We start from the raw sequence: 25,338 nt of genomic DNA on the forward strand, positions 1-25,338 counted from the left end.
GATCCCTCAGGGGGCGAGGAGAAAGTCGGCGGCGCGGGCCGGATAGTTTTCTCCGGCTTTTGACGGCGCCTTCGCCACGGCTTCAATCAGGGGGCGCAGTGACGCCGGCCGCGCGGGCAGGTTCGTGAGGTAGTTCAATGCCTCCAGCTTGACCTCCGCCGGTTGGTCGTCGCCCAGCAGTGCGCTAAACACCGGCCAGGCTTTGTCCCCGTTGCCGTGGCGCGCCACTGCGAAGGCGGCCGCAAGTCGAACGGAGGGCGTCGGGTCAGCCAGCAGCGGGGTCAAATCTGCGCTGAACGAGGGCGGAGAACGCAGCGCCGCAATCGCACCCCAGAAACGCACGGTCGGGAGCGGGTCGCGCAAGGCCGCCTGCAAGTCGCGGGTGGCCGGCGTCGGGGCCAGCTGCAGCCGGTCGATGGTGTCGAGGATTCGTGCGAGCGGATACGCGGCGTCATCGCGGCTGAATTCGACCGGCGAGCGCGCGCCCGACAGCTCGCGCAGGATCGCCTCGGGCATGAAACCGGTGTCGCGAATGCGGAGCAGGTGCGCGCGATTGGCGGCGCGGAAACGGGCGAGCGTGGCGCGGTGCGCCGGCTCGGTCGCGAGGTTGCGCACGTTGTCCGGATCCGCGCTGCAGTCGAAGAGTTGCTCGGCCGGCTTGGGCTGGAAGAACGAGGACTGCACGGCGTTCAGCTTTCCTTCACGCCGCAACCGGTCCCACTCCCTCATGGCGGACATGTTCCACAGGTAAGTGACGTGCTGCATGGTGGGCAGCTCCGGGCGGTAGTTGCGGATGTAGCGCCAGCGGCCATCGGTGACGGCCCGGCAGAGATCGATGCGCTCATCCATCCGGTCGCGGAAGTTGTAGGTGAATTCCGGAGACGGCTTGCGCGCCGGCCCGGCAATCGCGCGGCCCTGAAAATATTCGGGTGCCTTCACGCCGGCGATGCTCAGGACCGTCGGCGCGAGGTCGACCCAGTTCACCAGTTCCTTCGAGCGCGTGCCCGGCTTGCCCGGGGCGAGCGATTGAAACTTCTTCGGGAAGCTCATCGCGAAGGACGGATGCGTGCCGTTCTCGTAGAGGAATCGCTTGCTGCGCGGCAGGACGCCGCCGTGGTCCGAATAGTAGAAGATGATGGTGTCGTCGGCGAGGCCGGCGGCTTCCAGTTCCTTCAGCACGTCGCCGATCTGACGGTCGGCTTCCGCCACGCGGTCGTAGTACTGCGCGAGGTCGGCGCGGACTTCCGGCGTATCGGGGAGATACGCGGGCACCTGGACCTTCGCCGGGTCAGTGACGAGCGGCAGGCGCTTGTGCAGTGAACTTTCATGGCTCGCGGTGAAGTTGAAGACCGCGAAGAACGGCTGGCCGGGCTGACGGTTCTTATAGTGCGCGTTCGCGCCGTTCTGGTCCCAGGTGCCTTCGAGCACCGCGGCGTTGTAGTCGGTCTTGGCGCGATTTGTCGTGTAGTAGCCGGCCTCCCGCAGGTAGGCGGGAAAGTAGCGCATCCACGCGGGCATCGTGACCGTGCTCCGCATGTGTTGCGTGCCGAGGGACGGCGCGTACATGCCGGTGATGATGCTCGCGCGCGTCGGAGCGCACACGGCGGAGGTGGAATAGGCGCGATCGAAAACAATCCCGGTCTTGGCCACCCGATCGAAGTGCGGCGTGCGGGCGAGGGGATCACCATACGGGCCGAAGTAGTTGGCCGAGTTGTCCTCCGTCACGACCCAGAGAATATTCGGGCGGGCGGGACCGCCGGAACTCGCGGCGTGCAGGGAAACAATGAGACCAACGAGAAAAAGGCAGGCGGCGGTGAGACGGGATTTCATCGGGGGAGCCGGGATCATTTTCACTTTTCCGCCGGACTCGAACTAAATTCCTACGGCCGCAGCGGGTGCTGGGCAGCGGGAGCGGACGCGCCATGCGGCGGTGACGGTCGCGTGAATTCCGCGTTATCGCCTGCGCGGTCCTTGACCGCGGTGCGGCGCGGGCTCGTGCTGGTGGAAACCCTGTGCGATGAATAACCATTCTTCCCTGTTGGATCGGCGGGCCCTGCTCAAACTCGCGCTCGTCGCCGGCGCCGCCTCCGCCTGTCCGCTCCGGGGCTTCGGTGCGCCTGCAAATCCGCCGCCGGCGTCATCACGTCGCATCGCCGACTATCTTGAAACCCTGGCGCGGCCGGATGGTGGATACGCGTGGGGCGATCAGGAAAGTTCCCATCTCACGCCCACCTACGGTGTCATCGGCGCGTACCGCCTCCTCGGCATCGCGCCGCCTCGCCGGGAAACGCTGGTCGCCTATGTGCGCGCGCACCACCCGCGCGCGCTCAAGAAACTCGAGCAGGAACGGCGGATCTTCGACTTTCAACAGGTGCAGGCGTTGGCGTGGCTCGACGCGGATCTGGCCGAGTTCCGGCCCCGGATTGCAGCGCTGACGCAGCCGATGGTGTACATGAAGCAGTACGAGCGACACGGGTATCCGATCTTCCAGTCGGAGCTGGGTGTCGTGATGTCGCACGCGCTGCTCGGCCTGCCGACGACGGGCCTCGCCGGTGCCTTTGGTGGCTATATCGAGGAACGCCGGCGCGCGAATGGCAGTTTCAACAACACGCCCGCGGCCGACGGCGGCGACGGCCACGTGATGAACACGCTCTGGGCTTTGCAGGCGGCGCGGGTGCTGGGCCGAGACGTCGTCAAGCGCGACGAACTGGTTGCCTGGCTGCAGTCGTGTCAGATCGGCGGGAGCAGGGGCGTGCCGCCGGAGGCGGATGAGCGGACGGGACGTCCGCGCTCCCAGGTTGGCGGATTTACGTTCGCCCCGCGCCCGGAGTTCGGCGGAGTCGACGACATCGCCTACACGCGCGCGGCGTTGCGCGCGTTGCAGTTGCTCGGCGCGGCGCCGGTGGATCGCGACGCGTGCGTCGCGCAAATTCATTCACTGGCCAACACCGACGGCGGTTTCGGCGATCGGGCGGGCTGGGCGAGTAACGCGACGGCGACGTTCTACGCGCTCGATGCGCTCGCCGCGATCGGCGCTTTGGATACGTTGAGCGCGGTCAAGCCGCGCGCGCCGCGACCACGGAAGTCGCTCCCGCCGGGGCTCAACGTTTACAGCATTCAGATCGAGTCGCACGGCACGGGCAGCCCGGCCGAGGCGGTCGATCTGGCGCGCGCGTTGAAGATTGATCTGTGGGGAGCGAAGAACGGGAAGCCGGGTTGGGCGGATCGGGTGCGCGAACTGGCGGCGGCCCAGCAGGTGCCGGTCACGTTTTTCACCGCTGACGAGGAATACGGGACCTGGGTGGATATCCCGGGCCTCGGCACGTACAGCCATACGAGTGATCTCGTCGCACCGCTCGGCGCGGACATCGGGCCGCCGCTCGGCACGCGGGCCGCGCCACCGGCGCCGGTGTCGTGGCCGGAGTTTCGCACGCGGCGGCTCGCGCCGCTCGAGCGCGGCGGTGGCCGGCTCGTCTGGCAGTTCGGCGAGAACGAGGAGCTGGTGCGGATGTTTCTCGACGACTCGGTCGAGCGCGGCGGGTTTGCCGCGATCAGCACGTATCATTTCGGGAATCCTGATTTCATGAATACGGAACCCTTCCTCAACCGCTGGCGCGGACGGATTCCGTTCATCGGCCTGCAGGACGCGCACGGTCCGGAGCCGTGGTGGTTCTCCGATCAAACCACCGGCTTCCGCACGCTCTTTCTGGCCACGGCGCCGACGTGGGACGGCTGGTTGCAGGCGCTGAAGGAAAACTGGACCGTTGCCGTGCGGCACGATGTCTGGACGAAAGGCCGGACCTGGATGCACAGCGGTTCGGACGAGGTGCTGGCGTTCGTGCGCGAACGGGAAGACAAGTGGTGCTGGTGGGACAATCCCGCGATTGCGCGGCCGATGGTGTCGATCGTGCCGTTGACGCCGTCCGATCACCTCGAGGCCGGTCGCCCCGAATCGGGCGTTAAGCTGCGCGTGCGTTGCGCCTGGGAGAACACGCCGCAGGGCCTGCTCAAGGCGCCGCTCGCCGAACTGGTCCGACTTTCGGTCGACGATCGCGAGGTCGCACCGGTGCTCGAATCGCGCAAGCGGCCCAATGGTCTGCTCGACGAACACGCTCACCATTACCTGCTGCCAGCCGACACGCCGCCGGGAAGCCACGCGGCGACCGCGGTCGTGCGCGTGATTGAAACCGGCCGGACCATTTCCCGGACCATCGCGTTCAAGGTTTGAACCACCTTTCCGACCACCACGAACGCATCCCGTCGGTTCGGGCGAGACGTTTTGCGCCCGGCTCGGTCTGTGTTCGAACCTGACCCTACCTGTGCCATGAAAACTCCCTCCCATTCCCCTTGTCGCGCGACACTGACGGTCGCCTTGGCCGCTGCGCTCATGAGTACGTTGCTGTCGGCGCAAGTCGTGACGCCGTCGCCGACCCCGGCTGCGACGGCCAAACCCGGCGAGACCGTGACGTTGTCGCCCTTCGAGGTGCGGCCCGAGGACGACAGCGGTTACCAGGCGATGAACACCACCTCGGGCAGCCGGCTGGCCACGAGCCTCAAGGACACTGCGGCGTCGATCTCGCCGTTTACGCCGGAGTTTCTCTCCGACATCGCGGCGACCAACGTGAGCGAAATGCTCGCGTATGCGGCAAACGCCGAGCTCAACGCCGGCGATTCCGAGGGTGCGGGCTTCAACAACCCGCGCGACTTCAGCTCGGCCGGCGGCGAACCGTTTCGCATTCGCGGCATTCCGGGTGGCGTCTCGACCGACTACGTCGAGAACGCCGCGCCGCAGGACCTGTTCAACATCGAGCGCGCCGAAGTGGCGAGCGGGCCGAACTCGATTCTCTTCGGCTCAGGCGATGCCGGCGGACTCGTTTCGCTCACGTCCAAGAAGGCCAACGTGAACCGCAACCGCTACTCCGCCGCGGCGGTGTTCGGCTCGTGGAACTACGAACGCTACACCACCGATCTCAATCACGTGCTGATCCCGAAGACCCTCGCGGTCCGGTTCAACGGGCTCTACAGCAATGCGAAAAGCTGGCGCGACTATGAATTCAACGACGCGAAGCGCGCGGCTGGCTCGGTCACGTACAAGCCGTTCAAAAGCACGTCCATCTCGGTCAACTACGAGGACGGGCTGGTGGAAAACAGCGTGGGCTTGAAGTGGAATACGACGGATCAGGTGACGCGCTGGATCGCCGCGGGTCGCACCGTGACCGACACCATCGACGCGGCGCGGGGCGTCACGGGCTATGGCGCCAACGGCGTCCTGCAGGCCAACCAGCGCTTCACGTTCTACACCCAGGACGGATTCGTCTCGAACCTGCGCAACGAGCTCCGCACGAATATTGCGCCCGGCACCGCGGACACCCTGCTGCCGCCGTCGGTCTTCCCCTACGACATCAACTGGGCGGGACCGGCGACGAAGCTGTGGCGCGATTTCAGCAACTACCAAATTTCGGTCGAGCAGCGCATCACCGATGCGCTGACCGTTCAGGGCGTCTACCTGAAGAACAAGACCAACGCGGTCGCGCGCTCGTTCGTGTACAACGGCAACACGATGGATTTCCTCGGCGATCCCAACGCGACGATTCTTGCGCCCGGCGGCACCGGCACCATCGCGAATCCGCGCGCCGGCCAGCTCTATCTCGAGTCGAACCAGCTCGATGATCGCACGCTGACCGAAAACGAAATCAAGCGGCTCACGATCGCGTACGAACTGAAGCTGGGAAAGTGGTTCGGCAATCACCGCATGGCCGGACTCTACGAGAATGCCGTGCAGGACAAGTACACGCGCGCGCGCCGCGAAATCCTCGTCGATCAGCAGAACCGGCCGCTGGCCAATGTCGCTGATCCGGCGAACGCGCAGAATCTCCTGTACCGCCGCACGTACGTGAAGGAGGGCGATTTCTCCACCTACGCGCTGACCGGCCTCTACACGCCGCTCACGCCGTTCACCTACAACGGCCTCGCGGTCACCTCGCGTCTCATCAACACCGGAGAGCTCACTTCGGTTAAGGATACGGAAAGCCTGATGCTGGCGCTGCAAAGTTCGTGGCTGGACAACCGGCTGACGACGACGCTCGGCTATCGCAAGGACGACATCGTTTACCTCGACGATTCGTCCGCCCGCATCACGAACCCGGCGGACCCGCGCATCGTGTCGGGGCAGAACGTGCTCAACGAACTCGTCGCCGTGCCCGGCTTCGAGCGTCACGTCGTCCACCCGAAAACCTTCACGGCCGGCGCCGTGCTGCATTTGCACAAACGCTTCTCGATTTTCTACAATCAATCGACCAATCGCGGCGCGCCACGGTTCAACCGCAGCATTCTCCCGCGTGGTGACATTCCGGGTACGCCGGAAGGCGAGGGCACGGACATGGGCGTGATGATCGATCTGCTCGGCGACGATCGCTTCTTCGCGCGTGTGACTTACTTTGAGACGGCGCAGGTCGGCGACGCGGCGGTTTCGCCGAGCGGCGCGGTGTTGAACGCGCAGGCGCTGGGGCGCTCGCAGACCCTGGCAATTCTCGCGGCCCTGCGGGACGCCGGCCGTCTCACGCAGGCGCAGGTTGACGCGCAGTCGTTCAACTGGAACGCCGCCATCATCGACACGGCGAGCAAGGGCGTGGAAGTCGAACTCGTGGCGAACCCGACCAAGAACTGGACGATCCGCGCGAACTACTCGAAGTCGGAACGCGACCGCGAGAATTTCTTCGCCGAGGGCTACACTTACTTCGGCCAGAAGTTTCCCGAGTGGCGGGCGCTCGCCGCCGGCAATCCCACGCTGCTGGCGACCATCGAGACCAACATCGCCGCCATCCAGGCCAACGAACTCGACGGCCGCGCCGTGGCGCAGGAGCAGGGCTTCGGTTCGATTCCGCACAAGGCGACGCTCACGACGCGTTACAAGTTCGACGGCACCGCGCTCCACGAACGCCTCAAGGGACTCTTTGTCGGCGGCGCGGTGCGCTACCAGTCGGGCGCCTTCAGCCAGACCGACACGCGCGCGGCGGCGGCCGGCGGCACGGGCAAGGATTACTTCACGGCCGGCACGATGTTCACCGATGCGTTTGTCGGTTATCCCTTCCGGCTGCCGTGGAACAAAGCCTCCCCGCGGGTGCAGCTCAACGGCCGCAACATCTTCAATTCGGATCTGGTGAGCCTCGCGCGCTACAACGCGGACTTCTCCGGCGCGCGCCGCATCTATCTACGCGAACCGCGTTCGTGGCGGCTGACGATGTCGGTGGATTATTGAAGAGTGCGTGGAATTTCCCCTGGGACCGCGACCGCCCCCGGTCGCTTCCTGAAATGCGACCGGGGGCGGTCGCGGTCCAAGGGCTGCGCTCCCGCGGTATTTTCGATTCGCCATCGCGGTGCGGCGGGACTCCCTTGGACGCCAATAATGATCACCCCGCATTTGTCCCCGACTCGTCGTAACTTCATCAAAACCTCTGCGCTGGCGGCGACCGCGTTCACGCTGCCCCGTTTCAGTCTCGGGCAGGCGGGCGTGGCGGCGAACAGCAAGATCAACGTCGCCTGCGTCGGCATCGGCAATCGCGGCTGGTTCGCGGTGTCGGAGCTGATGAAGGATCCGCGCGTGAACATCGTCGCGGTGTGCGACGTCGACGAGGCGCTCGTCAACAACACCTACAAGAAGGGCGCCGAGCTGAAGAAGAACTCGGCGCTGACGTGCGCCGATCTTACGACGGTGCCGCTCTTCGCGGACTACCGGGAGATGTTTGCGAAGATGAGCGACAAGATCGACGCCGTGACGGTCTCCACGCCCGATCACCATCACTTTCCCGCGGCGATGATGGCCGTCCAGCGTGGCAAGCATGTCTACGTGGAGAAGCCGCTTACCCACAGCGTGGGCGAGGCGCGGGCGTTGCGCGAGGCGGCGAAGAAGAAGGGCATCATCTCGCAGATGGGCAACCAGGGCCGCGCCACCGAGGGCATCCGGTTGATGAAGGAGTGGGTCAACGCCGGCGTGATCGGCGAGGTGCGCGACGTGGTCGCGTGGTCGCCCACTTTCAACGCCACGTATTACAAGCGTCCCGACGCGCTGCCGTTGCCCGCGCAAACGCCGCCGTCGACGTTGAACTGGGATCTCTGGCTAGGGCCCGCCGACAAGCGGCCGTATCACGAGACGCTCGCGCCCGTGCGCTGGCGGGGCTGGTGGAATTTTGGCAACGGCATGCTCGGTGATTGGGCGTGTCACACGCTCGACGCCCCGTTCTGGGCGCTCGATCTCGGCGCGCCGACCTCGGTCGAGGCGGAGGTCAGCGACGTGAATCCCGAGATTGTCCCGGAGTGGGCGGAGGTGACGTACAAGTTTCCCGCGCGCGGGAAGCGTCCGCCGGTCACGCTCAAGTGGCTCGAAGGTGCGCGCAAGAAGCCGGCGTCGCCGAAGGGCTGGGAGGATGATCCGAAGAAGCCGGGCCTGCCGGATCGCGGCATGCTCATGCTCGGCAGCGCCAACACGCTGCTCGCGCCCGGTGGACGCCCCGACAGCCCGCGACTGATCCCGAATGCGACGATGGAGGAGTTTAAGAAGAACCGGCCGGCGGCCACGATTCCGCGCGTCGTAGGCGGACCGATGAAGGAGTGGCTCGATGCCATCGCGAAAACGGGCCCGATGCCGGGATCGAACTTCGAATATTCCGTGCCGCTTTCCGAGATGGTGCTGCTGGGCGTCGTCGCCATGCGGACCGGCAAGCGGCTCGAGTGGGACGCGAAGGCCGGAAAGGTCACGAATGACGCGGCGATCAACCAATTGATCGCGATCAAGGCGCGCTCCGGATGGAAGGTGTGACGGAGCGCGTCAGCCGGAACCAGAGGGTTGAAAGGTGAAAGTTGAAAGCCCCCGATCACCAGCAGCAGCCAACCGTCCTAAAGTGCGTGCAGGTTTCCACCGACGGGTGCGCGACTGAATGCGAATCCAATCGACGGTCGTTGTGTCTGCTTCCGGTTCTTTCAACTTTCACCTTTGAACCTTCAACTGCATGAGTCCGCCTCAGGGCACGAAGAGGGTGCGGTTGCTGGAATCGCGCGGATTGTCGGGGCGTGGATAATCGCGCCAGAGCCAGCGCAGCATTTCCGGGAGGATGGCGCCGCCCTGCTTGTTCGAGTGCGTGCCGATGCCCCAGGTGAAATTCACGTCGTAGCCTTTTTCGGTCAGCGCGGCGACCATCTTGCGATTCTGCGCATGCCAGTCGCGCTCGGGATTGTAGGTGGCGTTTTCACCTTCGCCGCGCAGGGCGCGATTGTCGTTGAGGCCGTCCTGCAGAAAAATCCGGATCGGCTTCCGTTCGCTGCTGCGGATGAGATCGGGATAAACATGGCCGCCACGCAGGTTGGTGAAACTGCCAATTGTGCTCAGGACCTTGCTGAACTGATCGGGCCGGTGCCAGGCGACCGTGAAGGCCGCGATCGCGCCGGAACTGGCGCCGCCGATGGCGCGATCCTCGGCTCGGTCGGAGATCGCGTACTGCTTTTTCAGCGCAGGCAGGAGTTCGTTCACGATCACGCGGGCGTACTTGTCGTCGAGCGCGTTGTACTCCTGCGGGCGATTCGTCGAGCGATCACCCCAGTCCTTCCTGCTGGCGACGGGCTGTTCCGGCGTGCGGCCGGGGTTGATGAAGACGGCGATCGTGACCGGCATCTCGCGCCGGTAAATCAGATTGTCAAACACGGCGGGCACGCGGTAGTCGCCTTCGGGGTGCAGGAAAGCCTGGCCGTCCTGGAAAATCATCAGCGCCGCGGGCTTCGCCGCGTTGTATTGCGCCGGCACGTACACGCAGTAGTCGTGCAAGGTTCCCGGATACGCCTCGCTCGGCAGCTTGATCCACGGTCCGATCGTGCCCTTCGGGACACCTTCCTGCGCGAGCGAGTCGGGGCCGAGTTTATAGACGTCGTCGGTCGGCGCCGCGAGCGCGCCGGACAGGCCCGAGGTGAGGAGCAGGATGCGGAAGAGGGTCGTGACAGTGGACGGGGGCCAGGAGACGGGAGACCGGGGACAGGAAGTAGTGGACAAGGGACTGGTGACGGGAGACAGGGCAGCAGAGGGGCGGAGGTTCATGCGGGTGGACGGGAGCGAGCCGGTTTTTTGCTCCGCGGTCGAGCGGTTTGACGGGGTTGTGGCGCTCCTCGTGCGCCGGGTTTCACGCCGCGAAGGCTTTCCGGCGGTACTCAAGTTCAGCGCTGATCTGGACATGGGGAGCGCGGGTGTCCCGCCTGCATTGTGGCCGGAGCAGGCGGGACGCCTGCGCTGCCGGGGAATATCGCAGTTTAGCTTGAATAGATCGCGCGGCCGGACCTGTTCATGGCCCGCTCTGCCATGTCGCATTCCGCCACTGAAACCCGCTCTCCCGGAGCGCTCGTCCGTGTCCCGTTTTACTACGGGTGGATCACCGTCGGCCTCGCGGCGCTGGCGATGGTGGGCACGCTGCCCGGACGCACGCAGGGCCTGGGACTGATCACCGAGTCGTTGCTCAAGGATCTGCAGCTGGATCGCGTGGCCTTCGCGCAGATGAATCTCTGGGCCACGCTCCTGGGGTCGTTGTTCTGTCTCGGGATCGGCCGGTTGCTGGATCAATTCGGCGCGCGTTGGTTGTACCTCGCGGTGTCACTCGCGCTCGGCGGCGTGGTGCTGGCGATGAGCGTCACCGCCGGGGTGGCGATGATGTTTGCGCTGCTCGTGCTGTCGCGCGGGTTCGGCCAGAACGCGCTTTCGATCGTCAGCCTCACGATGGTGGGCCAGTGGTTCTCGCGGCGGCTGAGTCTCGCGATGGGCACGTACTCGATCGCGCTCAGCATCGGTTTCATGGCCGCGTTTCCGGTCGTCGGCGGCGCGGTGGTCGCCCACGGCTGGCGGCCGGCGTGGGCCGCGATCGGCTGGTGTCTGGTGCTGGTGGTCGCGCCGCTCGGTGGCCTGCTGGTGCGAAGCGCCCCGCGCGAGAGTGATCTCGTGCAGTCCGGCGAGGCGGCGCCGCGCAGCGATGCGATCGGCCCGGGCTTCACGTGGGCGCAGGCGTTGCGGACGCCGGCCTTCTGGGTCTTCGCGCTGGCGAGCGCGGTGTACAACCTGATCGCGTCGGGTATCGGACTCTTCAACGAATCGATTCTGGCGGAGCGTGGGTTCGAGGCTGGAATCTTTCACCGCAGTCTCGTCATCACGGCGCTGACCTCGCTGGTGGGAAATTTCTTCGGCGGCTGGCTGGCGCTGAAATGGAGCACCAACGGTCTGCTCGCGTGCGCGATGGTGCTGCTGGCGGGCGCATTGGTCGGGCTGCCCTCGCTGACGACGGTGCCGCAGGTCGATGTGTTTTCCGTCGTGATGGGAATCTCCGGCGGCTTCGTGATCGTGCTCTTCTTTACGGTGTGGGCGCAGGTGTTCGGGCGGGCGCAGCTTGGGCGGATTCAAGGCAGCGCGCAGATGCTCACCGTGCTGGCGTCGGCCGTCGGTCCGTTGCTGCTCGCCAAGACGCACGCGTGGACCGGCTCGTACGCGACCATCTTCTATCTGCTGGCCGCGGTGGTGGCCGGGCTCGGCGTCGCGGCGTGGGTGGTGAAACTACCTCGCGCGACGTCTGGAGCTTGAGCGGACGAAGGCCCCGGCGCTCAGGCGGCGGGCAACAGACGGCGGGCGTTGTCCTGCATGATCGCGCGGATCGCGTCCGCCTCCAACGGCGACTCGACGAGCTTGAGGATCGCCGTCTCGAGCGGGAAATACGGCGCGTGCGAGCCGAAGAGCACGCGATCGACCGGCACGCGCACCTCCTTGGAGCCGGGCGCCGCGCCGATCATGCGACCGACGGCGCCGTTGCCTTCCCAACGCGAGATGTCGATCGTGGCGCTGGTCTGGGTCATCAGCGCCCGCAGATCGGTGCCCTGAAGATTGCCGCTGAAGTGCAGCACCTGCACGCGCGCCTTGGGTTCCTGTTTCAACGCCTCCACCAGCGGCGTGATCACCACGGGCGCCACGGTGATGATGGGGTGGTGTACGCGGGTGTCCTCCATGCCGAAGACGATCTGCAGCACCAGTCCACGCTCGCGGGTGAGTGTGATCAGGCGGCTGAAGCCGGGATGCGACAGATCGTACGGTTGATAACCGGGGAAGAGGCGGAGGCCGGGCATCTTGAACTCCTCGTGGCAGCGGCGCACGTCCTCTTCCCAGTCGGGCCACGCGAGGTTCACCATGCCGAACGGCCGGAGGAAGCCGGCGCCGTGCGCGCGACATTCGGCGGCGAGGCGCTCGTTCACGGCCTGCGTGTTCTTGTGGAAGAGGGCCTCGAAACTACCGGCCCACGCCTCGACCACGCGGTGTTTTTTTAGTTTCGCGACGAGCGCGGCGGTGTCGCTGTACTTGAGTTTCCGGAACGGCCACTGGAACAGGTTGACGTTGGTGTCGATGATGCCGGGTCCGGCGCCGGCGGCTGGTGCGGTTGCGGCGGTTGCGGCGGTGGCGGTCGACGCCGTCCCGGCCAGCGAAAGCGTGGCGCCGGCCAGGAGGGATTGTTTCAGAAAGCTGCGGCGGTCGAGGGCGGGCATGGCGGAGAGGGTTGGGGTGGGGCCGGCGGCGGGTGCGCTCACAGTTCGATCTTGAATCCCTTTTGGCGGAAGATCGGTGCGGCGATTTTACGGAAATTCGCGCCGAAGATTTTCATGCGATCCGCGCGCGAGAGATCGGCGTCGAGGATCTTGCCATATTCCGTGGCGTAGCTGCGGCTGGGGCCATGGCCGCCCCACACGATGCGGTCCACGCCGAGTTCCTTGACGGCGAAGTCGACCGAACCGGAGTGCGGATCGGAACCGGCGAACTCGAGCGAGACGTTCTTGTAGGGTCGGATCACGCGGACGCCTAGCTCCCAGTCACCGCCGGAATGCCCGCAGATCATCGGCACGTTGGGAAAGCGTTTGGCGAGCTCGGCCACATCCATTGGCGTGGATTCGCCGGGGAAGTTGTCCCGGCCCGGCAGTCGCGGCGTCCCGCCGATCTTCAGCCAGGTGTGGATGTAAATCGTCGCATTCAGTTCGGCGGCGAGCCGGATGATGGGATCGTTGTTCGGGTGACTGCAGGTGATGGCGCGCGCGTTGCCGCCACCGTACTTGATGCCGATGCACGGACCGCGGCGGATCCATGCTTCCATCTTGGCGCAGCTTTCATCGGGAAAGCCGGGATCGATGGGCGTGACGCCCGACACGCGATCGCCTTCCTTTTCCAGAATCTCCCGCAATGCGGCGTCGTGTGGCGCCGGCTTGAGTGGATCGCGGATCGTGCCGCCGGCCTCCAGGGAGATCGAGCGTTCGATCCCCATGCGCTCAACGTAGAAGTTGTTAGCGCGAAACTGGGCGATGGGATCGGCGGCGGCGTTGAAGCCGTGGAAGTGAGAGTCCCAGATCCGGTACGCGACGAACTCATCGCGGGTGGGCAGTCCATAGTCGGCGGGGTTGATCCGGAATTCGCGGGGAGTCATTTTTTCCAGGTTCGGCGCTCATGCGAGGGCGCGGCATCGTTTCTGCTCGGAGGTAACTGAACGGATATGTTCTTCAACGAATCCCGCCGCCCGTCAACTGGAGTTGTTCACCGGTGAGAATCGGCGTTTTTCCCGCACGAGAGTGCAAAAAAATCTCTTGCCTTTGGCCCCCCATAACCGAGCAGTTACGTCAACCCCGCCACTGCCGGCGTCGCCTCGCTTTACGCGAATCTGCGCTGGCGAACCCACCGTTTAAGTGACCATGAACATCCCCTCGTCCGGACTCGTTTCATTCCCGCGCACGGTTCGATCGCCCTGGCTGCTGGGCGTCGTGTTGCTGTTCCTCGCCGCGCTGCTGCCCGCGGCCCGCGCCGATGCCACGCTGACCGGCACGGTGACGAATGCGGCGACGGGTGCGACGCTGCAGGGCGCGCGCGTGGTGTTGAAAGGCACCGGCCAGGAGGTCGTGACCGACAGCCTGGGCGGGTATCGCTTTGAAAACGTCCCGGCCGGCAGTGCGACGCTGTCCGTATCCTACACCGGCCTGAACACCAAGGAGGTCGCGGTCGCCGTCAGCGGCTCGGCCGTGGTGCGTAGCGACGTGGGTCTCACCTCCGATATCTACAAGCTCGACAAGTTCGTCGTGGCGAGCGAACGCGAGGGCAACGCCAAGGCGATCACGCTGCAGCGGCTCTCGGATGGCGTGAAGAACGTGGTGTCGGCCGACGCCTTTGGCGGTCTCGCGGGCAACCCCGCCGATCTCGCGGTGCGCCTGCCCGGCATCGAGGGCGAGTCGGTCGGTGGTGACAATCGGTACCTGCGCATCCGCGGCCTCAGTCAGAATCTCAGCACGATCACGCAGGACGGTAACCGCATCGCGGATGCGGCTTCGGGCGGTGCGACGCGCGAGTTCCAGTTTCAGACCGTCGGTTCCGATTCGATCGAGCGCATCGAGGTGACGAAGTCGCCCACGCCCGACATGGACGGCGACTCGATCGGCGGCGCGGTGAATCTGGTGTCGAAGAGCGCGTTTGACAGCTCCCCGGAGCGCCGCATCCGCGGTTCCATCGGCGGCATCTGGCGCGTGTCGGATGATCGCGACAAGGCCCGCGGCAACGCATCGCTGTCCTATTCGGAGGTGTTCGGTGGCCGTCTCGGCGTGAACGTGAACCTGGCCTACCGCCCGCACGGTTCGATCATCGATGTCAGCACGCAGGGCTTTCAGCAGCTGCCGGTGGGCGTCGAAAGCCCGGCCTACCAATACCTGCTGACCGTGCAGGACTTTAACAACATCCGCACGCGGTCCGGTGCCGGCGTGAAACTCGATTACAAGCTGAGCGACCAGGTGCGCTTCTTCGTGAATCTGCAGTTCAACAAACACATTGAGCACACGGACAACAGCCAGGTGACGTGGCAGACCGCGCAGACGATCGCGACGACCGATGCAGCGGGCAATTTCACCAACGCCGGCGGCATCTTGCCGGGCTTCACCGATCGCGAGACGCGGATTCGCGCGGTGCCGACCAGCACGGTCGCGATCATCTCGCAGAGCGCGTACAAGGACGGAAAAACGATGACGATCAATGCGGGCGGCGTGCATCGCTACCCGTCCTTGAATATCGACTACGACGTCTATTCTTCGAAATCCAAGGCCTACTACGCGGGCAACAATGATCTCACCTACACCGCGCGGAACGTCGGATTCACGATCACTCGCAACGACAAACTTTTCCCTGAGGTCGTGCAGACCGCGGGTGCGGACTGGACGAAGCTCGATAGCTACACGGACAATCTGTACTCGAGCGCGCGGATGGTGGGCTGGGACGGTTACACGGGGCTCGCGGCCAACCTGAAGAAGTCGTTTCAAACGCCGGTTCCGTCCTACCTCAAGGCCGGCGTCCGTTTCCGCGAGCAGTCGCGCGACCTGGACAACACGCCATATCGCACGGTGTACGTCGGACCTGACGGCGTGATGGGGCCGAATCCGGCCAATGGCGGGCGCAACGACGACAATCTCGCGCAGTTCGGTCAGATGAACCGGCCTTTTCCGGATACGGACTTGAAGCGTTATGGCACGGTGCCGTTCCCGGCGTTTCAAGCCGTGGGCCGGCCGAACGACATCGATCGTTTCATCGCCGCAAATCCGACGCACTTCCAGCGCCAGACGCAGAACGACCTGCAGGCTGCGTTGCAGAACAACCAGCAGTTCGTGGAGCAGATTCGCGCCGCCTATGTGATGGGCAACGTGCAGCTCGGTCGGTTCTCAATTCTGAGCGGTTTCCGCTTCGAGCAGACGAAGACCGACGGCGAAGGATCCTTGCAGCTCGTCACGCCCGAGGAGCGCGCTCGCCGCGCGGCGTTTGTCGGCGCGCTGACCGACGCAGAGATTGCGCGCCGGGTGCAGGAGGAGTTCGGCCGGCGCGTGAAGCGCAAGGGCGACTACCAGAATGTGTTTCCCGGGATTCACATGAAGTACAACATCTCGTCGAACATCCTGACGCGACTCAGCTACTCGGAGAGCATCGGGCGTCCGAGCATCGGCCAGCTGATTCCGCGCACGAGCGTGAATCTCGACAATCAGACGGTGTCGTCGAGCAACCCGAGCCTCGAGCCGCAGACGGCGCGCAACTTCGATTTGACCGCTGAGTACTACTTCGAACCGGCCGGTATGTTCACCGCCGGCGTCTTCCTGAAGGAGATCAAGAAGTTCATCTACAACGCGCCGGCCACCGTCATCGGTTCGGGGACGGACAACGGCTTCGGCGGCGACTACGCCGGCTACACGTTCTCGACCCAGGCCAATGGCGGCTTCGCCAAGGTGAAGGGACTTGAGCTCGGCTACAGCCAGCAGTTCACCTTCCTGCCCGGCATCTGGAAAGGCCTCGGCGCTTACGCGAACGTCACGCGGATGCAATCCGAGGGCAATTACGGCACCGGCACCGCCATCGCGCTGGCACCGAACCCGCGCGTGGCCGGGTTCAATCCGTTCGTGGCGAACGTGGGTATTTCTTACATTCGCAATCCGTGGAGCCTGCGCGTCAGCTACAACTACCGCGGCAGTTATCTGACCGGGTTCAACGCGAACGAGTCCCGCTCGACTTACGCGCACGCCCGTCCGGTCGTCGACATCAAGACGCTCTACAACATCAACCGTTCGTACAGCGTTTACCTGGATGTCGTGAACCTGCTCATGGAGCCGGATCGCCAGACGGAATTCGGCTACGGTCGCCCGCAAACGACCCATCTGATGCGGCCGCAGGTCTTTTTCGGCATCAACGGCCGGTTGTAACGGCGCGACGTGCCGCGTCGGTGAGTGATGCGCATCCGGGCCCGCCTGCATTCAATCACGGTGGCCGCGCTGGTGCTCGGCACAGTCGCCGTGGCTGCTGCCGGGGCCGCGGACGCCGCGACCCGGCCCAACGTCGTCTTCATCCTCGCGGATGATCTGAGGCCCGACGCGCTCGCGTTCTCCGGCCAGCCCGGCGTGGCCACGCCCGCGATCGACGCGCTCGCGCGGCGCGGCGCGGTGTTCACGCGGGCCACGTGCGGGTATCCGATTTGCCACGTCAGCCGGTCCGAGATGTTCACCGGCCGGACGCTGCTCGAACGCTTTGGCCGTCCCGCCGCGGGCGGCGCGGGCAAGTTTGATCCCGCCTGGACGCTCTGGGCCGAGCACCTGCGGCGCGCCGGCTGGAACACGGTGTATTCAGGAAAGTGGCACGTGGCGGGAACGCCGCGCGCCGCGGGCTTCGCCGCCACGGCGGGACTCTTCAGCAGCGGTGGCGCGCCCGCGGGAGTGAAGGCGACGCATCCCGTGACGCCCACGGGCCGGGCGGTCACCGGTTACACCGGGTGGACCTTCAAGAACGAGCACAACGAACCGCAGCCGGAATTCGGCGTCGGGCTCACGCCGGCGACCGATCGCATCATTGCCGATCACGCGGTCGCCGCGATTCAACGCCAGGGACCACAGCCCTTTTTTCTCCAGGTCAACTTCACCGCGCCGCACGATCCGCTGCACTGGCCGGAAGGCCATGCGAACGAGCGCGACGCGCGCGACCAGCGCGTGCCCGCGAACTTCCGGCCCGCGCCGGAATTCGACACGGGAAATCGCGACGGCCGCGACGAACGCGTCGTGCCGGCGCCGCGCACGGCGGACGACGTGAAGCGGGAGCGGGCGATCTATTTCAGCCTGGTGGAAAATCTCGACCGGCAGGTCGGCCGGATCCTCGCCGCGCTGGCGGCCACCGGCGCACTCGAACGCACGATTGTGATCGTGAGCAGCGACCACGGGCTCGCGCTCGGCAGCCACGGCCTGATGGGCAAACAAAACCAGTACGAACACACCATCAACGTCCCGCTGATTCTCGCGGGCCCCGGCGTGCCCGCCGGACAGCGCTTTGCCGGCCAGTGCGCCCTGCGTGATCTCTATCCGACGATTTGCGCGCTGACCGGACTCGATACACCGGCGTCGGTCGAGGGACGCAGTCTCGCGCCGATCCTCCGCGGGCAGCGCGACGAAGTGCACGACGCCATCTTCGGCTACTTCACGGATACCCAGCGGATGGTGCGGACGCCCGATGGCTGGAAGCTCATCTGGTATCCGGCGATCGGCCGGTATCAGCTTTTTGAGGTCGGCACTGATCCGGAAGAGTTGCGGGATCGGATCGCGGAGCCGTCACAGCAGCCACGGGTCGCGCAGCTGAAGGCGCGGCTGGTCGCGTGGCAGCAGCAACACGGAGATCCGATCCTGGCGTCGGCGCCCAAGTCACCCCGCCCATGAACCGCCGCTTCCTCCTGCCGTGGATCGGGGTGCTCGCAGCCGCCGCGCCTGCGATAGGCGCGGAGCCGCCGATTGACTACAACCGCGACGTCCGTCCCATCCTTTCCAATACGTGCTTCCGCTGCCACGGACCCGATGCGGGTTCGCGCAAGGCCAAGCTGCGACTGGACGTGCGAGCCGAAGCGATCGCAGCGCACCGCAGTGGATTGACGCCCGTGGTCCCCGGCCGGCCCGATCAGAGCGAAGTGGTGCAACGCATCGAGTCGTCTGATCCCGAGGAGATGATGCCGCCGCCGGATTCAAATCTGTCGCTCTCGGCCAGGGAAAGGGCGGTGCTGCGCCGCTGGATTGCGGAGGGTGCGGAGTATCAGCCGCACTGGGCATTTGTTGCACCCAAGGCCGCGGCGCTGCCGGCGGTCGCACGCGCGGACTGGGCGCGCAATGCGATCGATCGCTTCGTCCTCGCGCGGCTGGAGCGGGAAGGACTTTCACCGGCGCAGGAAGCCGACCGGTCCACGCTGTTGCGCCGCGTTTCGTTTGATCTGACCGGCTTGCCGCCGACCTTGGCGGCCCTGGATGCTTTTCTCGCCGACACCCGGTCGGATGCGTACGAGCGCGCGGTCGATGCCTTGCTGGCGTCACCGGCCTACGGTGAACGCATGGCGAGCGACTGGCTCGATGCGGCCCGCTACGCGGACTCGAACGGATTTTTCCGTGACAACACGCGGCAGGTCTGGCCCTGGCGCGACTGGGTCATTCAGGCTTTCAACCGGAATCTCCCTTACGATCAGTTCACGATCGAACAACTGGCGGGAGATCTCCTGCCGAATCCGACTGCGGAGCAGCGGATCGCCACCGGGTTCAACCGCAATCACATGGTCACGGGCGAGACCGGAATCATCGACGAGGAGTACCGCGTCGAGTACGTCGCGGACCGGCTCGAAACCACCTCGACCGTGTGGCTTGGCCTGACCGTGGCGTGTGCGCGGTGTCACGATCACAAGTACGATCCCATCTCGCAGCGCGAGTACTTCCAGCTCTTCGCGTTTTTCAATTCCGGAGTGGAGAAGGGCCTCGTGAGCCCGGACGATCCGCCGCCAGTGATGGACGTGACCACGCCGGAGCAGAAGGCGATCTGGGATCGCCTGCGCGAAAACCGGCGGACCACGGAAAGCGTATTCAACCAGGCGGCGGAGCCCTTGAAAAACCGGATGGCGAGCCTCGTTGAAGCCGCGGCGCACGAACTCAAGCCGCCGCAAACGGGAGTGGTGGCCCGGGTCGATTTTGAGCCGGAAGGTTCGCCGTCCGCCGATCACACTGCGGCGCGTCCATCCGAGAAGGGCGGGGTGTATTACGAACCCGGCTTGCTGGGCCAGGCCGCGCGTTTCGATGGCATGCAGCATCTCGAGTTGCCGGCGGCGACGCCGCTGGCAGCGGACAAGCCGTGGGCGATCGGCGTTTGGGTGAAGGCAACTGAATCGCTCGTGTGCGTGGCGTCGAAGATCGAGCCGACCGGTGACCGCCGCGGCTTCGAACTGATCTGGGCGAAGGGGCAGTTGCAGATTAACCTCGTCGACCGCTGGATCGCGAGTGCGATCGAGGTCGTATCCTCGGAACCGATCAAGCGCGCGGACTGGAATCACGTGGTGGTGAGCTACGATGGATCGCGACGCGCGGCGGGTGTGCGCGTCTTCGCCGACGGCGTGGAGACACGATTGAATGTCGGTCGCGATTCGCTGCAGGGCTCGATCACGAACGGCGAGCCGTTTCGCATCGGTCGGCGCGACAGCGGGCTTGGTTTCTACGGGCAGCTCGACGAATTGCGGATTCTGGATCGTGCGGTCAGCGGCGATGAGGCGCGCGTTTGGTACTGGAGCGAGCGATTGCCGTCGGTGTTCGCCGTTGCGTCGGGGAAACGCGATGCCCGCCAACAGAAACTGCTGCTCGATTATCTGGTCGAGCGTCATGCCGACGCTGCCGTGCGCGAGGCGCATCGGGTCGCGCACGCGGCGCGCGAGGCGGAGGAGGCGTTTCGCGCCACGCTGCCGAAGACGCTCGTGATGCAGGAGGTGGCGAGTCCGCGTGCGACGGCCGTGTTGAAACGGGGCCAGTACGACGCCCCGGGCGAGATCGTCGCTCCGGACGTGTTGTCGCTGCTCGGGCCATTGCCGGCCGGCGCGCCGCGGAACCGCCTCGGCCTGGCGCAGTGGTTGACATCGCCGGAGCATCCGCTGACGGCCCGCGTCGCGGTGAACCGCCTGTGGCTGCAGTGCTTCGGCGAGGGCATCGTTGCGACGCTGAATGATTTCGGCCTGCAGGGCGAACTGCCCTCGCACCGGGAGTTGCTCGACTGGCTCGCCGTGCGCTTCGTGCAGAGCGGGTGGGACATGAAGCAACTGCTCCGGCTGATCGCGACGAGCGCCACCTACCGGCAATCGTCAGTGCCGACGCCGGCGCTGCTGGATCGCGATCCGGCAAACCGGTTGCTCGCGCGCGGCCCGCGCTTCCGGCTGCCGGCGGAGATGATTCGCGATCACGCGCTCGCAGCGTCGGGCCTGCTTGTGTCCAAGATGGGCGGACCACCGGTGAAGCCGTATCAACCACCGGGGCTGTGGGAGGCCGTGTCGTACAACGGCGAATTGAGTTACCAGGTGGATCGCGGCGACGGACTCTGGCGTCGCACGGTGTATTCGCATTGGAAACGCACCAGTCCGCCGCCGGGCGTGCTCGTGCTCGACGGCCCCACGCGCGAGACCTGCGTCGTGCGGCGGCCGCGCACCAACACACCGCTGCAGGCGTTGCTGCTCTTGAACGACGAGACCTACGTGGAGGCGGCGCGCGCGCTGGCCGCGCAGGTGCTCGCGCCCGCGGATCGCAGCGACGACGATCGCTTCCGCGAGTTGTTTCGACGGGCGACAGCGCGCATTCCGGACGCCACCGAGCTGGCGGCGTTGCGCGGGTTGCGGGATCGTCAGCGCACGCGTTTCACCGCCGACCGGGCCGCGGCGCAGCGGCTCGTGCAGGTCGGGCAATCCACCGTCGGGCGCAATCTCGATGCCGTTGAACTCGCCACGTGGACCGTGGTCGGACAAGCCGTGCTCAACCTCGATGAAGTCGTGACCCGACGCTGAGCCATGAAACGCGATCCTCTCTCGCATCCGGGTCCGGCCGATCTCGCGCTTACGCGGCGGCAGTTCTTCAGCCGATCGGCCACGGGTATCGGCGCAGCAGCGCTTGCCGGGTTGATGGGGCCGTCGCTGCTCGGAGCCGGGGCGGCGGGCGCCATGCCGGGCCGGCCGCATTTTGCGCCGAAGGCCAAGCGCGTGATTTATCTCTTCATGCACGGCGGGCCGTCGCAGCTCGATCTGTTCGACCACAAGCCCGGGCTGCGTGCGTTGCATGGCCAGGAGCTGCCGGACTCGGTGCGCGGCACGCAGCGGCTGACGGGCATGACCAGCGGGCAGAAAACGCTGCCGATCACGGCGTCGGCCTTCCGCTTTGCGCAGCACGGGCAGAGCCGTGCGTGGGTCAGCGAACTGCTCCCGCACACGGCGGGCGTGGTCGACGATCTGTGCTTCATCCGTTCGCTGCACACGGAGGCGATCAATCACGATCCGGCGGTGACGTATCTGCAAACCGGACACCAGCAGCCGGGCCGCCCCAGTTTCGGTGCGTGGACGAGTTACGGTCTCGGCAGCGAGAACAAGAATCTGCCCTCGTTCGTCGTGCTGACGTCGCGGGGCAGTGCGGCGCGACCGGCCGATCCGTTGTATGCGCGGCTGTGGGGCTCGGCGTTCCTGCCCTCGAATCACCAGGGCGTGAGTTTTCGCAGCAGCGGCGATCCGGTGTTGTACCTGTCGAACCCGGCCGGGATTGATGCGGCGGCGCGTCGCGATCAGCTGGATACGATCGGCGCGCTCAACCGCCGCGAACTTTCGCGGCAGATCGATCCGGAAATCGAGACGCGCATTGCGCAGTACGAAATGGCGTTTCGGATGCAAACGTCGGTGCCCGGGCTCACCGACATGCGCGACGAGAGCGCGGCGACGTTCGACGCGTACGGGCCGCAGTCGCGGGTACCCGGGACGTTTGCGGCGAACTGCCTGCTGGCCCGGCGGCTGGCGGAGCGCGATGTGCGTTTCATCCAACTGTATCACCGCGGCTGGGACCAGCATTACAACCTCCCCAGCGATCTGCGCCTGCAGTCGGAGGACATCGATCAGCCGGGCGCGGCGTTGATTCGCGATTTGAAGCAGCGCGGGCTGCTCGACGATACGCTCGTGATCTGGGGCGGCGAATTCGGCCGCACCACCTACAGCCAGGGAAAACTCGAGGCGACCAACTACGGGCGCGATCACCACGGGCGCTGCTTCACCATGTGGCTCGCGGGCGGCGGCGTGAAGCCGGGAACGATTTACGGTGAGACGGACGAGTTCAGCTACAACGTCGCGCGCGATCCCGTGCACGTGCACGACCTCAACGCGACGCTGCTCCACCTGCTCGGTCTCGATCACACACGACTTACGTTTCGAGCGCAGGGCCGCGATTTCCGACTGACGGATGTGCACGGCGAGGTGGTGAAGGGGATCGTGCGGGCGTAGGCTCTCGCGGAGGTGGGGTCGGCGGGCAGGAGTGAGGGGAGTGGCGCTTCGAATTCGGGCGTCGTCGCGTTCTCGCTCGCACGTGTGCAGGGCGACCGGGGGCGGTCGCGGTCCAAGGGGGCTGGCCTCTTGAGCACAAAGGGGGCTGGTGGGCCGCAAAAAAGGCCGGGCGACGGGCGCCCGGCCTTAATGGAATGCTCGCGTTGATCCGCGCTTACTCAGCGACCTTGAAGTCGGCCAGGACCCACTTGGGCTTGCGGACTTCAGTGGCGATTTCGTTGAAGGCGTTGATCTCGGCTTCCGAGAAGAGCAGACCGCCGTTCTTCGCGCAGCGGGCGGCAGCCTCGGCCTCGAGCTGGCCGGGCAGCATGCACTTTTCGTTACCGTGGCCGAGGATGTCGGCGATGACGGCCTTCACGTTCTCGGCCTGGTTGCGGCCCTTGGCGAACGCGCCGGCGTTCATGGCGTCGGGGTGCCAGACCTGGAAGAAGAACGTGCAGGTGTGCTTTTCGTCGGGCTGCTGATCCCAGCGATTGCGGATCGTCGGCAGCGAGCCACCGATGAAGCCGCTGATGATCTCGTTCATCAGGGAGAGGCCGTAGCCCTTGTGGGCGCCGAACGGCAGGAGGTACTTCGCCTGCTGCGGATCGGTCGTGGGCGTGCCGTTGACGTCGACCGCCGCGCCGGGCGGCAGGGTCTTGCCTTCGCGCGCGAGCTGCTGCACTCGGCCCATCGCGACGACGGACGTCGCCCAGTCGATCACGATCGGATAGCCGATCGCGGCGGTGGTCGGGAAGCCCCACGAGTGCGGATTCGTGCCGAGGGTGGGAAACTTGCCGCCGAACGGCACGACTTCCGCGAGGGCCGCCGTGCAGTTTGTGTAGGCGATGTAGCCGCGCTTGGCGGCGTCCATCACGTAGCCGCCGCCCCAGAGGTAATGGAAGGCGTTGTCGACGGAGACCATGCCGACGCCGTATTTGTCGGCGAGCTTGATGGCCTCCTCGATGGCGGCGTAGCCGGTGGCCTGGCCGAGCTTGCGGTTGGCATTCCAGATCGCGGCACCGCGGAAGCGGGACTTGATCTTCTCGATCTTCACCTTCGGCTTGCAGCCTTCGGCGCCGGAGCCGAGCAGATGATCGAGATGCAGCGCCTTCAGCGCGTTGTGGGTGCGGATGCCGTGGCGCGTGGCCTCGGCGCAGAAGCGCGCGCCGGCGGCGGCCTCCTGGGTGGAGTAACCGCGTTTCTTATACGCGATTTCGACGAGGGCGTTGTGCTGGGCTTCCGGGACGACGTAGAAAATTTCGGACATGGGTGAGGAAAGAGTTGAGGGTTGAGAGCTGAGGGTTGAGAGCAGAGATTGAGAACGTTGAGCGATCCGTTGGATAGGTCACTCAACTCTCAGCTCTCAACTCTCAACTGAGCCGCACTGCGGCTCACACCACGCGCTTCACCGGCACCTCGGGATTGACCTGGGCGAGGGGCTTCTCGCCCTTCATCGCGAGGATGAGATTGGTGACGGCGGCGACAGCCTGGCGCTGGACGCTCTCCGCGGTGCGCGAGCCGATGTGCGGCGTGACGATCGCGTTCGGCAGCTTGAGCAGCGGGTGATCGGCCTTCGGCGGCTCCTCATCGAGCACGTCGGTGCCATAGCCGCCGACCTGGCCGGACTTGAGCGCCTCGACCATGTCGGCCGTGTGGACGATCTCGCCGCGGGCGCAGTTCAGAATCAACACGCCCTTTTTCATCTTCGGGAAGGACTTCGCGCTGATCATGTCGCGCGTCTCCGGCGTGAGATTCGTGTGCAGTGAGATGTAGTCGGAGGCGGCGTAGATTTCGTCGAGGGTCGCGGCGCGCTGGACATTGTTCGCGGTGGCGAACTTCTCGTCCCAGTACACATCATACGCGATGGCCTTCATGCCGAAGGCGCGGGCGCGGATGGCGACTTCCTTGCCGATGCGGCCGAGGCCGATGATGCCGATCGTCTTCTCGAGCAGCTCGTGACCGGTCTTGCGTTTCCAGCCGCCGGAGCGCGTCGAGTCGGTGTGAAAGAGAAAATTCTTCTCGAGCGCGAGCAGGAGGAGAAACGTGTGCTCGGCGACCGTCGTGTGATTCACGCCCGGCGTGAAGAGGAGCGGGAGGCCGAACTCGGTGCAGGTCTTGACGTCGATCTTGTCGACGCCGATGCCGTACTTGGAAAGGACCTTCAACTTCGGCTTCGCCTTCTCGAGCACCTTGCGGGTGATCATGTCATCGCCGCAGATGTAGCCATCGATGTCACCGACGAGGGCGAGCGTGTCCGCCTCGTTGAGCGGGCCGCGGGCGCGGATGACTTCCCAGCCGGTATCGGCCAGGAGCTTGTGGTGCTCGCCCGGCGTGTCTTGGAAGGAGGTGGTCGTGAGGAGGATTTTCGTCATGGCTACAGGGAAGGGTGTTTTCGCACACGCGTCCTTGCGACGGAAGGCGAAATTTTGCGGAT

At 65.6% G+C, this 25,338-nt stretch carries 14 protein-coding genes; 8 read left to right on the forward strand and 6 right to left on the reverse strand.

Annotated elements, in window-relative coordinates; all coding sequences use genetic code 11:
- Nucleotides 1-6: 6 nt before the first annotated feature.
- Nucleotides 7-1,830 carry a sulfatase-like hydrolase/transferase gene (locus ACLJEU_RS10730; RefSeq protein WP_414665095.1) on the reverse strand — a complete coding sequence of 608 codons (1,824 nt, stop codon included), beginning with the start codon at nt 1,828-1,830 and terminating at the stop codon, nt 7-9.
- A 187-nt stretch (nt 1,831-2,017) separates the two neighbouring features.
- On the opposite strand from ACLJEU_RS10730, the gene ACLJEU_RS10735 reads away from it, so the two are divergent.
- From ACLJEU_RS10735 to ACLJEU_RS10745, 3 genes are all read left to right on the forward strand, one after another.
- The gene (locus ACLJEU_RS10735) at nt 2,018-4,228 is read left to right on the forward strand and encodes a prenyltransferase/squalene oxidase repeat-containing protein (protein ID WP_414665094.1); all 2,211 of its coding nucleotides are present in this window, start codon (nt 2,018-2,020) and stop codon (nt 4,226-4,228) included.
- Nucleotides 4,229-4,324: 96 nt separating this feature from the next.
- Nucleotides 4,325-7,258 (forward strand): TonB-dependent siderophore receptor, encoded by a 2,934-nt coding sequence (locus ACLJEU_RS10740; protein ID WP_414665093.1) that lies wholly within the window; start codon nt 4,325-4,327, stop codon nt 7,256-7,258.
- A gap of 147 nt (nt 7,259-7,405) precedes the next feature.
- A complete protein-coding gene (locus tag ACLJEU_RS10745) occupies nt 7,406-8,815 on the forward strand; it encodes a Gfo/Idh/MocA family oxidoreductase (RefSeq protein ID WP_414665092.1) in 1,410 nt (469 codons plus the stop codon).
- A gap of 201 nt (nt 8,816-9,016) precedes the next feature.
- On the opposite strand, the gene ACLJEU_RS10750 is transcribed toward ACLJEU_RS10745, so the two are convergent.
- A complete protein-coding gene (locus tag ACLJEU_RS10750) occupies nt 9,017-10,036 on the reverse strand; it encodes an alpha/beta hydrolase (RefSeq protein ID WP_414665091.1) in 1,020 nt (339 codons plus the stop codon).
- A 303-nt stretch (nt 10,037-10,339) separates the two neighbouring features.
- Between ACLJEU_RS10750 and ACLJEU_RS10755 the strand changes: the two genes are divergently transcribed.
- A complete protein-coding gene (locus ACLJEU_RS10755) occupies nt 10,340-11,602 on the forward strand; it encodes an MFS transporter (protein ID WP_414665090.1) in 1,263 nt (420 codons plus the stop codon).
- Nucleotides 11,603-11,622: 20 nt separating this feature from the next.
- Here the strand turns inward: ACLJEU_RS10755 and ACLJEU_RS10760 are convergent, their stop codons facing one another.
- On the reverse strand, nt 11,623-12,552 hold the full coding sequence (locus ACLJEU_RS10760; protein ID WP_414665089.1) for an amidohydrolase family protein: 930 nt from the start codon (nt 12,550-12,552) through the stop codon (nt 11,623-11,625).
- Nucleotides 12,553-12,590: 38 nt separating this feature from the next.
- Complete coding sequence (locus ACLJEU_RS10765) at nt 12,591-13,478, reverse strand: amidohydrolase family protein (protein WP_414665088.1); 888 nt, start codon at nt 13,476-13,478, stop codon at nt 12,591-12,593.
- A gap of 262 nt (nt 13,479-13,740) precedes the next feature.
- Between ACLJEU_RS10765 and ACLJEU_RS10770 the strand changes: the two genes are divergently transcribed.
- The 4 genes from ACLJEU_RS10770 to ACLJEU_RS10785 are packed head-to-tail and all read left to right on the forward strand — an operon-like array spanning nt 13,741 to nt 22,862.
- Entirely contained in the window at nt 13,741-16,767 is a 3,027-nt protein-coding gene (locus ACLJEU_RS10770) for a TonB-dependent receptor (protein WP_414665087.1), read from the forward strand.
- Nucleotides 16,768-16,794: 27 nt separating this feature from the next.
- Nucleotides 16,795-18,261: a sulfatase-like hydrolase/transferase gene (locus tag ACLJEU_RS10775; RefSeq protein WP_414665086.1), complete on the forward strand. Its 1,467-nt coding sequence runs from the start codon at nt 16,795-16,797 to the stop codon at nt 18,259-18,261.
- Nucleotides 18,258-21,392, forward strand: coding sequence for a DUF1553 domain-containing protein (locus ACLJEU_RS10780; RefSeq protein ID WP_414665085.1), 3,135 nt, complete (start codon nt 18,258-18,260; stop codon nt 21,390-21,392). The genes ACLJEU_RS10775 and ACLJEU_RS10780 overlap by 4 nt, the downstream gene beginning before the upstream one ends.
- A 3-nt stretch (nt 21,393-21,395) precedes the next feature.
- Entirely contained in the window at nt 21,396-22,862 is a 1,467-nt protein-coding gene (locus tag ACLJEU_RS10785) for a DUF1501 domain-containing protein (protein WP_414665084.1), read from the forward strand.
- A gap of 214 nt (nt 22,863-23,076) precedes the next feature.
- On the opposite strand, the gene ACLJEU_RS10790 is transcribed toward ACLJEU_RS10785, so the two are convergent.
- Nucleotides 23,077-24,171 (reverse strand): Ldh family oxidoreductase, encoded by a 1,095-nt coding sequence (locus tag ACLJEU_RS10790; RefSeq protein WP_414665083.1) that lies wholly within the window; start codon nt 24,169-24,171, stop codon nt 23,077-23,079.
- 124 nt (nt 24,172-24,295) lie between these two features.
- Nucleotides 24,296-25,276, reverse strand: coding sequence for a phosphoglycerate dehydrogenase (locus ACLJEU_RS10795; RefSeq protein ID WP_414665082.1), 981 nt, complete (start codon nt 25,274-25,276; stop codon nt 24,296-24,298).
- Nucleotides 25,277-25,338 lie beyond the last annotated feature (62 nt).

Origin of the sequence: Terrisphaera buseokensis (genome assembly GCF_047521145.2) — a bacterium.
Lineage (GTDB): Bacteria > Verrucomicrobiota > Verrucomicrobiia > Opitutales > Opitutaceae > ER46.

Coding starts and splice junctions, on each gene's coding strand:
- ACLJEU_RS10730 (WP_414665095.1), bottom strand. CDS start 1,830: ATGAAATCCCGTCTCACCGCCGCCTGCCTTTTTCTCGTTGGTCTCATT.
- ACLJEU_RS10735 (WP_414665094.1), top strand. CDS start 2,018: ATGAATAACCATTCTTCCCTGTTGGATCGGCGGGCCCTGCTCAAACTC.
- ACLJEU_RS10740 (WP_414665093.1), top strand. CDS start 4,325: ATGAAAACTCCCTCCCATTCCCCTTGTCGCGCGACACTGACGGTCGCC.
- ACLJEU_RS10745 (WP_414665092.1), top strand. CDS start 7,406: ATGATCACCCCGCATTTGTCCCCGACTCGTCGTAACTTCATCAAAACC.
- ACLJEU_RS10755 (WP_414665090.1), top strand. CDS start 10,340: ATGTCGCATTCCGCCACTGAAACCCGCTCTCCCGGAGCGCTCGTCCGT.
- ACLJEU_RS10760 (WP_414665089.1), bottom strand. CDS start 12,552: ATGCCCGCCCTCGACCGCCGCAGCTTTCTGAAACAATCCCTCCTGGCC.
- ACLJEU_RS10765 (WP_414665088.1), bottom strand. CDS start 13,478: ATGACTCCCCGCGAATTCCGGATCAACCCCGCCGACTATGGACTGCCC.
- ACLJEU_RS10770 (WP_414665087.1), top strand. CDS start 13,741: ATGAACATCCCCTCGTCCGGACTCGTTTCATTCCCGCGCACGGTTCGA.
- ACLJEU_RS10775 (WP_414665086.1), top strand. CDS start 16,795: ATGCGCATCCGGGCCCGCCTGCATTCAATCACGGTGGCCGCGCTGGTG.
- ACLJEU_RS10780 (WP_414665085.1), top strand. CDS start 18,258: ATGAACCGCCGCTTCCTCCTGCCGTGGATCGGGGTGCTCGCAGCCGCC.
- ACLJEU_RS10785 (WP_414665084.1), top strand. CDS start 21,396: ATGAAACGCGATCCTCTCTCGCATCCGGGTCCGGCCGATCTCGCGCTT.
- ACLJEU_RS10790 (WP_414665083.1), bottom strand. CDS start 24,171: ATGTCCGAAATTTTCTACGTCGTCCCGGAAGCCCAGCACAACGCCCTC.
- ACLJEU_RS10795 (WP_414665082.1), bottom strand. CDS start 25,276: ATGACGAAAATCCTCCTCACGACCACCTCCTTCCAAGACACGCCGGGC.